The sequence below is a fragment of the Streptomyces sp. NPDC054841 genome (genome assembly GCF_053611045.1).
Window position 1 is genome coordinate 1 of the sequence record NZ_JBSGZO010000198.1, and the last position, 12,464, is coordinate 12,464.

At 71.9% G+C, this 12,464-nt stretch carries 10 protein-coding genes; 7 read left to right on the plus strand and 3 right to left on the minus strand.

All coding sequences use genetic code 11. The features are described from left to right. Window positions 1–804: nuclease-related domain-containing protein (locus ACWGI8_RS24430; RefSeq protein WP_453663932.1), on the minus strand; the 804-nt coding region annotated here is incomplete at its 3' end. Between the two features lie 152 nt (window positions 805–956). Here ACWGI8_RS24430 and ACWGI8_RS24435 point away from each other — a divergent pair. From ACWGI8_RS24435 to ACWGI8_RS24460, 6 genes are all read left to right on the plus strand, one after another. Further along, the gene (locus ACWGI8_RS24435) at window positions 957–3,113 is read left to right on the plus strand and encodes a HEAT repeat domain-containing protein (protein ID WP_453663934.1); all 2,157 of its coding nucleotides are present in this window, start codon (window positions 957–959) and stop codon (window positions 3,111–3,113) included. A gap of 722 nt (window positions 3,114–3,835) precedes the next feature. Further along, a complete protein-coding gene (locus tag ACWGI8_RS24440; protein ID WP_453663935.1) occupies window positions 3,836–4,540 on the plus strand; it encodes a hypothetical protein in 705 nt (234 codons plus the stop codon). Next, window positions 4,537–5,964: an ATP-binding protein gene (locus ACWGI8_RS24445; RefSeq protein ID WP_453663937.1), complete on the plus strand. Its 1,428-nt coding sequence runs from the start codon at window positions 4,537–4,539 to the stop codon at window positions 5,962–5,964. Before ACWGI8_RS24440 ends, ACWGI8_RS24445 begins: the two co-directional genes overlap by 4 nt. 26 nt (window positions 5,965–5,990) lie before the next feature. Next, complete coding sequence (locus ACWGI8_RS24450) at window positions 5,991–7,397, plus strand: FtsW/RodA/SpoVE family cell cycle protein (RefSeq protein WP_453663939.1); 1,407 nt, start codon at window positions 5,991–5,993, stop codon at window positions 7,395–7,397. Next, window positions 7,394–8,854, plus strand: a complete 1,461-nt coding sequence (locus ACWGI8_RS24455) for a penicillin-binding transpeptidase domain-containing protein (RefSeq protein WP_453663940.1) — start codon at window positions 7,394–7,396, stop codon at window positions 8,852–8,854. Before ACWGI8_RS24450 ends, ACWGI8_RS24455 begins: the two co-directional genes overlap by 4 nt. A 123-nt stretch (window positions 8,855–8,977) precedes the next feature. After that, window positions 8,978–9,442 carry a DUF3291 domain-containing protein gene (locus tag ACWGI8_RS24460; protein ID WP_453663941.1) on the plus strand — a complete coding sequence of 155 codons (465 nt, stop codon included), beginning with the start codon at window positions 8,978–8,980 and terminating at the stop codon, window positions 9,440–9,442. 69 nt (window positions 9,443–9,511) lie between these two features. Here ACWGI8_RS24460 and ACWGI8_RS24465 read toward each other — a convergent pair whose 3' ends face one another. Both ACWGI8_RS24465 and ACWGI8_RS24470 read right to left on the minus strand, forming a co-directional pair. Further along, window positions 9,512–10,120 (minus strand): Uma2 family endonuclease, encoded by a 609-nt coding sequence (locus ACWGI8_RS24465; RefSeq protein ID WP_453663942.1) that lies wholly within the window; start codon window positions 10,118–10,120, stop codon window positions 9,512–9,514. Between the two features lie 111 nt (window positions 10,121–10,231). Beyond that, complete coding sequence (locus ACWGI8_RS24470; protein ID WP_453663944.1) at window positions 10,232–11,338, minus strand: ferritin-like domain-containing protein; 1,107 nt, start codon at window positions 11,336–11,338, stop codon at window positions 10,232–10,234. Window positions 11,339–11,469: 131 nt separating this feature from the next. Here ACWGI8_RS24470 and ACWGI8_RS24475 point away from each other — a divergent pair, with 131 nt between their 5' ends. Further along, window positions 11,470–12,405, plus strand: coding sequence for an AurF N-oxygenase family protein (locus ACWGI8_RS24475; protein WP_453663947.1), 936 nt, complete (start codon window positions 11,470–11,472; stop codon window positions 12,403–12,405). The last annotated feature ends 59 nt before the right edge of the window (window positions 12,406–12,464 follow it).

Consider the following 12,464-nt stretch of genomic DNA (forward strand, 5'->3'; position numbering starts at 1 on the left):
GTTGCGGGCATGCCCGTACAGCGACTCGACGTCCGCGGGCTTCAGTACGCCCCCGAGCCGGGCGAAGGAGGCCACCTCTCCCTCGGAGAAGATACGGACGTCCGGCGGCGTGGGGACGGCATCGAGCCGGGTCGCTCCGACGACGGCGAGCACCGGGCGTACCGCCGTGGCCAGCGCGAGCGAGGCCCGCTCGGCGCCGCGGCGGGCCCAGCGGAGCTCGGGCCGAGGCTCGTCGCGGCCCGCGGCGGCCAGCTCTCCCGAGATCCGTACGCGCCGTTTCCGGGCCGCGAACGTCCGTACCGCCAGCACCCCCGCCGGGCCGATGGCCAGATGGTCGATGCGGCCCGCGCGGCTCACATCACCGGGCAGCGGCACCGAGTGGATCACCCGCCAGCCGGCGTCCTCCAGCCGGTCGAACTCCGCACCCAGCAGCTCGTGCGCGGCCAGTTCGGCGCGCCTCGGGTCCCGGCGCCGCTGCCCGCCGCCGCTCGCCCGGGCGAGCGCGAGGGCGAGGTGCAGCGCCTCCCCCGGCCGGTTGGGCGCCAGATCGTCGTCGGGACGGAGGAACAGCCGCGCGAGCTCGTCGGCGGTCGGTACCGGCGGCGGGCCGACGGTCACCTCGCCGGTGACGTACGGGGCGAGCGCGGCGAGGACCTCGTCGCGGAACTCGCCGAGGACCAGGCTGACCCGGTGCGACTCCTGGTCGTACCAGGCCACGTGCCGCCCGCCGGGAAGGCTGACGTACAGCCGCGAACGACCGTACGCCGGTGCCGGTGTGACGCGCAGTCCGGTCATCCCCGTCATCACCCCCCTCGACCATGGGAGCAGCCACGGCACGGCGGGGGCAAGAGTCCTGCCGAGGCGTGGCGGCGCTTCTTCGGCTCACACGCACAGCGTGGTTGTCGCGGTCGTGGTGCACACTCTCCCCAAGTACCTGGCTCGCGGGAGGGAACAGCGTGTTCACGGGGATCGACGAGGTCGACTGGGCCTCGATGGTGCATGCGTACGGTCCGGCGGACGATGTCCCGGGACTGTTGCGGGGGCTTGCCTCGGCGGATCCGGCGGAGCGCGAGAGCGCGCTCGACGGGATGTACGCAGCGGTGCACCACCAGGGCGATGTCTACGACTCGACGCTGGCCTGCATCCCCTTCCTGCTGGAGCTCGTCGCCAGTCCCGAGGTCCAGGACCGGGGCGCCGTCGTGGAGTTGCTCACGAGCATCGGGGGCATCGACCTGGACGGCGACGACGAACTCGATCCGGAGGACGAGGAGTTCGAGGACGCCGCGAACTATGCGATGGCGGCGGCCGCGGTGGCGGCGGGCGCGGATGTGTTCCTCGGCCTGCTCAGCGACCCGGACCCCGGCGTGCGGCTGGCGGCGCCGTGCGCGCTGGCGATGCTGCACGGCGAGCCGGCGCGGGTGCTCGCCCTGCTGCGGGACCGGCTGGACGCGGAATCGGACACGGAGGTGCGGCTCGCGCTGGTCGAGGCGGTGGGGCGGATCGCCCTGCGCCACGAGCCGCTGCGCGCCGAGGCGGTCCGGTGGCTGACGACTCTGCTGGCTCCGCACCATCCGCCGGGGCTGCGCCTGTCCGCGCTGGCACAGTTGGCGCGGTGCGCCCCGGGACGCCTCCCCGACGACATCGCCTCGACGGCGACGGCGCTGCTGCGGGCGGCGGACGGGGGTGCGAGTGCGAGTGCGGGTGCGTGCGCGAGTCCGGGTGCGAGTCCGGGTGCGGGTGCGAGTCCGGGTGCGGGTGCGGGCTCTTGTTCGGGCGGGGGTACGGACCCGGGCGGTGAGGGGGGCGGGCCGGGGGCGCCGTGGGCGGACGATCTGCTGCGGACCCTGCACTCGGCGCTCGGCGACCGCGTCGGCGACCGGATCGCCCTGCTCACCGGCCAGTTGACCAGTGCCGACCCGGTGCAGCGCACGGACGCCGTGTGGATGTGTCACGGCCTGATCCGGGCCTGGCGCGGTTCGTACGACGAGGTCGTACGGCTCGTCGGGGCGCAGCTCGGCGACCCCGACGCGCGGCTGCGGGCCGCCGCGGCGATCCTGCTGGAGAGCCTCTTCGGGCTGGCGCTGCCCGCGGCGGACGCGCTCGCGGACCGGGTCGCGCGGAGCGGGCTGCTCCGTGAGGGCGGCGAGGGTGGCGAGGGTGATGAGAGCGGTCAGGGCGACCACCACGCCCTGGTCGCCCTGGCCAGACTCGGTGACCTGCGCGCCGTCCCGGCGCTCGCCGTGGCGCTGGAGCAGCCGGACCTGCCGCGTGACGTGGCGTTCGCGGTGTCCTATCTGGGCGCCGCAGCCGCGCCGCTCACGCCGGTGCTGCGCCGTCGGCTCGGCGAGGTCGCACTGGACGAACAGCTCTCCGACCGGGCGGCCCCGCTGCTGCACGGGCTGGCTGCCCTGCGGGCCGTCGAGGCGCTGCCCGAGGTGCTCCGGGTGCTGCGGGGCGCCCCGGTGCAGGGCGGCGAGTGGGCGACCGAGGCGGCGCTGCGGGCGCTCACGGCGTTCGGCCGCGCGGCACTTCCGGCCGCGCCGGAGCTGCGCGAGCTGCTGCGCAGCCCGTACTCGTCGGTGGCGACGGCTGCGGCGCGGGCGCTGTGGGCGGTCGCGGGCGACGCGAGCGACGGGGGCGACGCGGGCGACACCGGTGCCGTCCTGCGGGTGCTGCGCGAGCTGCTGATGGCGGACGGCCCCGACGAGCGCCGGGCGGCCGCGGCGGCGCTGGGCTTCGTCGGCCCGCGGGCGGCGGACACCGCGCCCGCGCTGCGCGAGCTGCTCAGCTCGCGGGAACGCTGGCTGCGCATGGACGCGGCGGTGGCGCTGTGGCGGGTCACCGGGGATGCCGGGGAGGCACTCCCGGTGCTGCGCACGGCTTGGGAGGAGAACCGGTACGGGCGCGTCGAGGTGGCCGAGTGCCTGGCCGAGATGGGCCGCGCGGCGTCGGACGCGGCGCCGCTCCTTCGCGCCGAGCTCTCCCGTCCGCGCCGCCACAACGTCCTGGACGGCGGCTCCGGGAGCCACGACATCGAACAGGACGAGCGCTTGCTCGCGCTGTGCCGTGCGGCGCTGTCGGGGCGGGGCGGTCGGGCCGGGGCGGGCCTGTAGAGCGGTACGGCGTGCCTCCGGCGGGGGGTGCGGATTGGGTGCGGCGTGCCTCCGGCGGGGGTGCGGTGACGGTGTGCCCTCTGCCGTGGCGGCGGCCGGTGTGTCCGTCCTCAATCGCCGGACGGGCTTGGTGTGGCTGCTGCCGGTGAGTAAGGTGCGGTGCGCTTCCGGCGGGGATGCGGTGAGGGTGTGTCCGGTGCGGTCCGGGCGGCCTGTGCGTCCGTCCTCAAGCGCCGGACGGGCTCGGGGTGCGCTGGTGGGGGGTGGGGCGGGGCCCCTCCGGGCTCGACTCCTCGGGGCGGCATCCGGCCCCGTACCCATGTGCCCCGGCACGATGCCACCCCTGCGGGGCCGACCCTGCACGGCCCCGCCCCGGGCCGTCCGCCGACTGCGGGCCGGTGGGGGTGGGTCCGCTGTGGCCCGGGTCCGGCTCGGATGCCGGGTACGGGCTCGTGGGTCCTGCGGCCCGCCTTGGCCCGGGTCCGGCTCGGGTCCGGCTCGGGTCCGGCTCGGGTCCGGCTCGGGTCCGGCTCGGATGCCGGGTGCGGGACGGTCGTCGGTCCGGTGCCGAATAAGGTTTGCGGGACGACCGAGCGGCCGCGGCTCCGTCCGACCGCCTGCGGTAGCCCGGCCGAGAATGGTCACCGCACGGACGGCATCATCTTCCTCGCGGCCTCGTCCCGGCCGTGAAGTGATGACTCGCAGCACCACCAGGGAGCCCCTTGAGCCCGTTCCGCACCGTCTTCGGCGCAGCGCTGGCGGCCACGGCCGCCGGGCTGCTGCTGTCCGGCTGCCAGGACGCGGGCGGGCTGGAGAGCGCGGGCGCGACCCCGACCGCCATCGGCCCGGTCGAACTGTGGCCCGAGCTGCCGCCGATCTCCGCGCCGCCGGTCGACTACGGCGAGAGTGACACTCAGCACGTTCCCGGCGTCAAGGTGCCGGACGGCGATGTCCGCACCGTGGACCCGGTCGCCGTCGTCCAGGCCGAGGTGAAGGCCGACCCCGGCGAGGTCACCGGCGTCGACGGGCTCTACGCCCGGACCGCCCGGCAGATCCGCGACTGCGGAACGAAGCCGAAGGCCTGCCCGATACTCAAGCCGTACTACCGGGACCCCACCGGCGACGGAAAGGACGAGCTGATCGTCGGCATCACCCTGCCCGAACACCAGACCGCGATTCGCATCTACTTGCCGGAAAAGGGCGGGCTGACGCGCATCTTGGCGCACACGGAGCCGATCGTCAGCGTGGAACTGGCCGGGCGAAACCTGATCACACGCGCCGTTTCGGCGGGCATCCCCGGCTACGAGTACCGGACCGCCTGGTCCTGGGACGAGCAGCAGCGCACGATGCTCCCCACCCGCGACGAGATCGTCCGGGTCAAGCCCGGCAAGCCCGGCAGCCACGAGCCGTCGGCGGACGCCCGATGACCAGTCGCTCCTCACTGCGCCGCAGGCGGCCGCGGCTGCCCTCCTGGACCGCGACGCTGACGTGGAAGGCCGCGGTCTTCATCACCGTGATGTGCTGCGCGCTCGCGGCACTGCTCGGTGCGCTGGTGCATGTGTCGGTGACCCAGCAGACGGTGGACCAGGCCCGCGAGAAGGCACTGTCCCGACTGGAGGACGTGACGCAGGCGTACGAGGCGGGCGAGCCGGTCGGGCGGTTCGGTGCGGTGGATCCGCGGGGGATGCCGGGCGAGCTGCGGGCTCTCGCCCTGCGTGGGCAGCGCGGCACGGTGGTCGCCGACTTCAAGGGTCGGCCGACGATGTGGGCGGCGGGCCCGGCGGACGGCCGCGCGATCGCGGTGCGCATCGACTACACGCTCAGCGCGAGCACGATCTCCGGCCTGGACCGGGCGATCCTCGGCTCCTCGGTGCTGGCGATCGGCGCGACGCTGCTGGTGGGGGCGTTCGCGGTGACCCGGGTCACCCGGCGGCTCCATCTGACCGCGCAGGTGGCGCGACGGATCAGCGCGGGTGATCTGGACGCGCGCGTCAACGATCCCCGTACGAAGGACCCTTCACGCCCCGAGGACGAGGTGGCCACGGTCTCCGGCGCGCTGGACACCATGGCCTCCACGCTCCAGGGCAAGCTGCTGAGCGAGCAGCGTTTCACCGCCGACGTGGCGCACGAACTGCGTACCCCGCTGACGGGGCTGTCCGCCGCGGCCGAGCTGCTGCCGCCGGGCCGCCCCTCCGAACTGGTGCAGGACCGGGTGCGGACGATGCGGGCGCTCACCGAGGATCTGCTGGAGATATCGCGCCTGGACGCGGGCGGTGAGACCGTCGATCTCGACATCCACGAACTGGCTCCGCTGGTGGAGCGGCTGGTGCGGATGGTGCGGGCCTCCGGTGCGGAGACGGAGCTGCGGATCGTGGACCCGGCACGGGTCGAGACCGACAAGCGCCGGCTGGAGCGGGTGCTCGGCAATCTGATCGCCAATGCCCACAAGCACGGGGCTCAGCCGGTGACGGTGTCGGTGGACGGGCCGGTGCTCTCGGTCCGCGACCACGGCACGGGCTATCCGGAGTATCTGCTGGAGCACGGCCCGCAGCGGTTCCGTACGGAGTCGGGCGGCAAGGGCCACGGGCTCGGACTGACGATCGCGGTGGGGCAGGCCGCGGTGATCGGCGCGGAGCTGGTGTTCGCCAACGCGCCGGAGGGCGGGGCGGTCGCGAGGCTGACGCTCCCCGAGTACGTCCACCTCGCGGACTGCCCGGACGCCACTGCTCCATCGGGCCTCGCGGCTTCATCGGGCTGCTCGAAGAACGGCGAACCGGCCGCGCAGGGCGCCGACACCGACACCCCCGCCGCCGACATGGAGCCCATTACGTCCACGGATAAGCGGACATAAGATGCCCTCTTGCTACGTTGCGGGGCATGACCGCAACAACAGCGGACGCTCCCCCACCCGCACTTCACCCGCCGAAGCAGCGGGGTGTGGAGCTCTCGCTCCTGGTCTGCGCCGTCCTCATCTCCGTCTACGGCTACGTCGGTGTCGGCCTCGCCAGGAACGGCGCCGTCCCGCCCGATGCCGTCGCCTATGGCGCGGGCCTCGGTCTGCTCGCCCTGGTCGCGCATGTCGCCGTGCGGATCCGCGCCCCGTACGCGGACCCGCTCCTGCTCCCGATCGCGGTGCTCCTCAACGGCGTGGGGCTGGTGCTGATCTACCGGCTCGACCTGGAGACACCCGGCAACCGGGCCGCCCCCACCCAGCTGATCTGGTCCACACTCGGCGTCGCGCTCTTCATCGCGGTCGTCATCCTGCTGCTCGACCACCGGATCCTGCAGCGGTACGCGTATCTCTCGGTCGCCGCCGCGCTCGGTCTCATGATCGTGCCGATCCTCTTCCCGGCGGTGAACGGTGCCCGGATCTGGATCCGGATCGGCGGATTCTCCTTCCAGCCGGGCGAGTTCGCCAAGATCCTGCTCGCGGTGTTCTTCGCCGCCTATCTCGCCGCCAACCGCAACGCCCTCGCCCACACCGGCCGCCGGATCTGGCGGCTCCAGCTCCCCACCGGCCGGGTACTCGGCCCGATCGTCACGATCTGGCTGGTCAGCGTCGCCGTCCTGGTGCTGGAGCGGGATCTCGGCACCTCGCTGCTGTTCTTCGGGCTCTTCGTGATCATGCTCTACGTCGCGACGGGCCGGACCGGCTGGATCGCCGTGGGACTGCTGCTCGCGGGCGTCGGGGCGTTCGCCGCCGGCGCCCTCGAACCGCATGTGCACAGCCGTGTCGAGGACTGGCTCGATCCGTACGCCTCCATCGACGCGGGCCAGGGGCCGAGCCAGCTGGCCCAGTCGATGTTCTCGTTCGCCGCCGGAGGCGTCTTCGGCGCCGGGCTCGGCGCGGGCCACTCGGTCCTCATCGGCTTCGCCGCCAAGTCCGACTTCATCCTGGCGACCGCCGGCGAGGAGCTGGGGCTGGCCGGACTCACCGCGCTCTTCCTGCTGTACGCGCTGCTGGTGGCCCGCGGCTACGGCGCGGGCCTCGCCCTGCGCGATCCCTTCGGACGCCTCCTCGCCGTGGGTCTGGCCGCCATTCTCACCGTCCAGGTCTTCGTGATCGCGGGCGGGGTGATGGGGCTGATCCCGCTGACCGGAATGGCCATGCCGTTCCTGGCGCAGGGCGGTTCGTCCGTCGTCACCAACTGGATCATCGTCGCGCTGCTCATCCGGGTCAGCGACTCGGCGCGCGCCCCGCACCCCGAGCCCGTGGAGACCGGGGTCATCGCACCCGCCGCCGCGCCCGCCGCCGCACCGGGCGCCCCCGAGGAGGCACGATGACCGGCTACATCCGGCGTGCGGCCGCGCTCTGTCTGCTGCTGCTCGTCGCGCTGCTCGTGAACGCCGTGCGCGTACAGGTCCTCCAGGCCGGCGAGCTCAACGCCAGCCCGGCCAACCGGCGCCCGGAGATCGCCCGTTACGACGAGCCGCGCGGCGACATCATGGTCGGCTCGCAGCGCATCACCGGCTCCATGGACACCGGCCAGCAGCTGCGGTACGAGCGCTCGTACCGGCACGGCCCGATGTACGCGCCCGTCACCGGCTTCGCCTCCCAGACGTACGGCACGACGCTGCTGGAGCACGCCGAGGACCCGATCCTGTCCGGCACCGATCCGCTGCTCGCCCCGCTCCCCTTCTGGAACGACATCACCCGCTCCGAGCGGCCCGGCGGCAAGGTCGTCACCACCATCAAGGCCTCGATGCAGCAGGCCGCGTACGACGGCCTCGACGGGCGGCGTGGCGCGGTCGTCGCGCTCGAGCCGTCGACCGGCAGGATCCTGGCGCTCGTCAGCAGCCCCTCGTACGACCCCGGGGTGCTCTCCGGCAACAGCGCGGCCGTCACGGCCGCCTGGAAGCGGCTCAACGGGTCGCAGAGCCGTCCGATGCTCAACCGGGCCATCCGGCAGACGTATCCGCCCGGTTCCGCCTTCAAGATCGTGACGGCGGCGGCGGCGCTGGAGGCCCGGGTCGTCACGGATGTGGACGCCCCGACCGACACGCCTGATCCGTATCTGATCCCGGGCACGCGGACGAAGCTCCCCAATCCGGTGCCCGGCTGCGAGAAGGCGTCGCTCGTGTACGCGATCAAATGGTCGTGCAACACGGTGATGGCGAAACTGGGGACGAAGGTGGGGCTGGAGGGGATGCTGGAGACGGCGGGCCGGTTCGGGTTCAACGACGGCGGGCTTCGGATTCCGTCCCGGGTCGCGGTGTCCAACTTCGACCGGCGGATGAGCGTGGACCAGCTGGCGCTGTCGTCCATCGGCCAGTTCGACACGAGTGCGACGCCGCTGCAGATGGCGATGGTCTCGGCGGCCGTCGCCAACGGAGGGGAGCTGCCGTACCCGCATCTGGTCGAGCGGACGACGACCTGGGACGGCGACACGGTCCGGGAGACGCCGCGGCGGTCGTATCAGCGGGCGATGAATCCGGTGACGGCGCAGGAGCTCCAGCAGCTGATGGTCGAGGCGGTCGAGAAGGGGACGGGCACGCGGGCCCGGATCGACGGAGTGACGGTCGGCGGGAAGACGGGCACGGCCCAGAACGGCGTCGGCAACCGCGGCACGCCGTACGCCTGGTTCATCGCCTGGGCGCAGAAGCGGGACGTGAGCCGCCCGGCGGTGGCGGTCGCGGTGGTCGTCGAGGACCCGGAGGCGGCCGGCGCCGAGATCAGCGGCGGGGGCGACGCGGCGCCGATCGCGAGAGCGGTGATGGTGGCGGCGCTGCACAAGCCCTGACCGGGGTGCCGGTCTGCGGATGCGAGTGCGGAAGGGGACGCCAGTGCGGATGCGGGGCGTGCGGTCGGTCTCGGTCCTCGGAACGGGGCGGACGGCCGGGCTACGGCCGCTTATCGTGCGGCCATGACGACTGAGCAACCGGCCTACGAGCTGGCCCAGGTGAACATCGCACGGCTCGAATTCCCGCTGGACTCCCCCGAGTTGAAGGACTTCGTCGACGCGCTCGACCCGGTGAACGCCGTTGCCGACGAGGCCGACGGCTTCGTCTGGCGGCTCCAGAGCGAGTCCGGCAACGCGACGGACGTACCCGTCTTCGGCGACGAGTGGCTGATCGTCAACATGTCGGTGTGGCGCGACACCAATGCGCTGACCGCCTTCGTGTACCAGGGACAGCACCGCGAGCTGCTGTCGCGCCGCTACGAGTGGTTCCAGCGGGTGGAAGAGGCGATGACCACGATGTGGTGGGTGGAGGCGGGCCACCGCCCGACCGTGGAGGAGGCCGAGAAGCGCCTCCTCCGTCTGCGGGAGCACGGCCCGACACCGTACGCGTTCACGCTGCGGACGACATTCCCGCCGGGGGCGGAGTGAGCTGCCCCCGCTTCGGGGGGCGGCTGCCTTGGCCGGTCCCGGTCGGCAGATGCGCCGGCCCGCCGCTGGTCAGGCGCGAGACTGGCGCCGGTTGATCGCGGTCAGGTCGATGTCAATGTCGAACGGGGCGGTCAGCTTCAGCCGGTCATGGCAGATCTGCGCTTTGCCGTAGGCGCCGGTGGCGGGGTCGAGTTCGTAGACGTAGACCACGGGGAGACCCCCACTGTCTTCCACTCGCCAGAAGTGGGCGATGCCTGCCTGAGCGTATTTCAGGGGCTTGACCTCGCGGTCGCGTCCTTCGGAGTCCTTTGAAACGACCTCAATGGCGAGCACGACGTCCTCAGGGAGGAGCCGGGTCCCGCGCTCGCCGGTGTCGGCCCCGGCACGGACCACCAGGACATCGGGCTCCGGCCGGTTGTGCTTGTCCAGCGTGACCGTGAATTCCCGGAACACGTCAAGCTCGTCCGGAACCTGGTCGAGCAGCGTGTTCTCCAGCAGCCGCATGGTCAGCATGTGGAACTTGGTCTGCGGACTCACGAAGACGAGGCTCCCGTCGATCAGCTCCGTGTGCGGAGGCAGGTCCGGAAGCAGGTCCAGGTCGTCCGACGTCCAACCGCCGACGGGCGGGCGCGGCCATGCGTACTCCTCGTCCAGCCCGTACTCGCGTGCGGCGCTCATAATCGCTCCCATGCGGCGGAGTCTGCCTGGCACGACCAGCGTACCCAGCAGGAATCGAGGAGCGTCCTCCAAACGGGTGATCATCGGCCGCAGGTGAGGTCCCGTCGCAGCTCAGGACGCCCCGCCCTCCACGATCGCCTCCTCCACCTCCGCCACCCGTTCCGCCTCCTCGGCCGCGAAGCGCTCCCGGTCCAGCTGTTCCGCGAGCTCCTCGTCCTGGGTCATCAGCAGGTCGAGGTTGGAGTCGCCGAGTTCGAAGACGCCCATGTCGACGTACGCCTTCTGCAGCCGCTCGCCCCACAGGCCGATGTCCTTCACGCACGGCACGATCCGGCTGAAGAGCAGCTTCCTGAAGAGGTGGAGGAATTCGGACTGCTCCGTGTACTCCTCCGCCTCCTTCCGCGGGATACCGAAGTCCTCCAGCACCTCCAGGCCCCGGATGCGGTCACGCATCAAGTAGCAGCCCTCGATGACGAATTCCTCGCGCTCGCGCAGCTCCGCGACCGTGAGCTGCTTGTAGTAGTCGCGCAGCGCCATCCGTCCGAAGGCGACGTGCCGGGCCTCGTCCTGCATGACGTACGCCAGGATCTGCTTGGGCAGCGGCTTGTCGGTCGTGTCGCGGATCATGCCGAAGGCGGCGAGGGCGAGGCCCTCGATGAGCACCTGCATGCCGAGGTACGGCATGTCCCAGCGGGAGTCGCGCAGGGTGTCGCCGAGCAGACCCTGGAGGTTGTCGTTGATCGGGTAGAGCATGCCGATCTTCTCGTGCAGGAAGCGCCCGTAGATCTCGGCGTGCCGGGCCTCGTCCATGGTCTGGGTGGCGGAGTAGAACTTCGCGTCGAGGTCGGGCACGGATTCGACGATCCGCGCGGCGCACACCATGGCGCCCTGCTCGCCGTGGAGGAACTGGCTGAACTGCCAGGAGGAGTAGTGCCGGCGCAGCTCGCCCTTGTCCTTCTCGGTCATCTTCGACCAGTGGCGGGTGCCGTAGAGGCTGAGGGCTTCGTCGGGCGTGCCGAGCGGGTCGTACGGGTCCACCTCCAGGTCCCAGTCGATCCGTTTGGCGCCGTCCCACTGCTTGTCCTTGCCCTTCTGGTAGAGGGCGAGGAGACGGTCGCGGCCGTCGTCGTACTCCCAGCTGAAGCGAGCAGCTCCGGAGGCAGGAACGGACCAGATGGGGTCGTCGGGGGTGTGGGTGTAGAGGTCACGTGTCGGCACGAACGGCTCCTTCGTCTCAGCTGACGGTCCGTCTGACGTCCCTTGGCAGGCTCACACGTTGGTAGACGCGCAGTCAACAAGTCCCGCGCAAGGGATTGACGGCGTTACTGACGCGCAGTCTCATAAGGGCCATGACGACTGTGACTCCACGCGATCTCACCGCCCTCCGCGACGCCCTCGGCCCGCTGCGGGACCGCGAACAGGTCGCCGCCCGCCTGCTCGAGTCCTCCGCGAAGCACTCCTTCGACCCCGACAAGGAGCTCGACTGGGAGGCCCCGATCGAGGAGGGCAAATGGTTCTGGCCGCCGGAGCTCGTGTCCCTGTACGACACCCCGCTGTGGAAAAGGATGTCCGAGGAACAGCGGATGGACCTGGCGCGGCACGAGGCGGCGTCACTCGCCTCGCTGGGCATCTGGTTCGAGATCATCCTCATGCAGCTGCTGGTACGGCACATCTACGACAAGTCGGTGACCAGCAATCATGTGCGCTACGCGCTCACCGAGATAGCGGACGAGTGCCGGCATTCGATGATGTTCGCGAAGATGATCCAGAAGGGCGGCGCCCCCGCGTATCCGGTGCCGCGCGTCTACCACAACCTGGCGCGCGTCCTGAAGACCGTCTCCACGACGCCCGGTTCCTTCGCGGCGACGCTGCTCGGCGAGGAGATCCTCGACTGGATGCAGCGGCTGACCTTCCCGGACGAGCGCGTCCAGACCCTGGTGCGGGGCGTGACCCGGATCCATGTGGTGGAGGAGGCGCGGCATGTGCGGTACGCCCGCGAGGAGCTGCGCCGCCAGATGGTGACCGCGCCCCGCTGGGAGCAGGAGTTCACCCGGATCAGCTGCGGTCAGGCGGCGCGGGTCTTCTCCGTCTGCTTCATCAACCCCCAGGTGTACGAGAACGTCGGCCTGGACCGGCAGCAGGCCGTGGCCCAGGTCAAGGCGAGCGGCCACCGCCGCGAGGTGATGCAGACGGGCGCGAAGCGCCTCACGGACTTCCTGGACGAGATCGGTGTGCTGCGCGGGGCGGGTCGCAGGCTGTGGAAGAGCTCGGGACTGCTGGCCTGAACCGACACACAGGAGCCCCGGCCCCCGTCCCACGGACGGGATCGCCACGCGGCGGAGCC

What these genes read in the sequence shown, in the direction of transcription:
- ACWGI8_RS24445 (WP_453663937.1), top strand. Translation starts at nt 4,537, where the DNA reads ATGACCAGTCGCTCCTCACTGCGCCGCAGGCGGCCGCGGCTGCCCTCC.
- ACWGI8_RS24450 (WP_453663939.1), top strand. Translation starts at nt 5,991, where the DNA reads ATGACCGCAACAACAGCGGACGCTCCCCCACCCGCACTTCACCCGCCG.
- ACWGI8_RS24455 (WP_453663940.1), top strand. Translation starts at nt 7,394, where the DNA reads ATGACCGGCTACATCCGGCGTGCGGCCGCGCTCTGTCTGCTGCTGCTC.
- ACWGI8_RS24460 (WP_453663941.1), top strand. Translation starts at nt 8,978, where the DNA reads ATGACGACTGAGCAACCGGCCTACGAGCTGGCCCAGGTGAACATCGCA.
- ACWGI8_RS24465 (WP_453663942.1), bottom strand. Translation starts at nt 10,120, where the DNA reads ATGAGCGCCGCACGCGAGTACGGGCTGGACGAGGAGTACGCATGGCCG.
- ACWGI8_RS24475 (WP_453663947.1), top strand. Translation starts at nt 11,470, where the DNA reads ATGACGACTGTGACTCCACGCGATCTCACCGCCCTCCGCGACGCCCTC.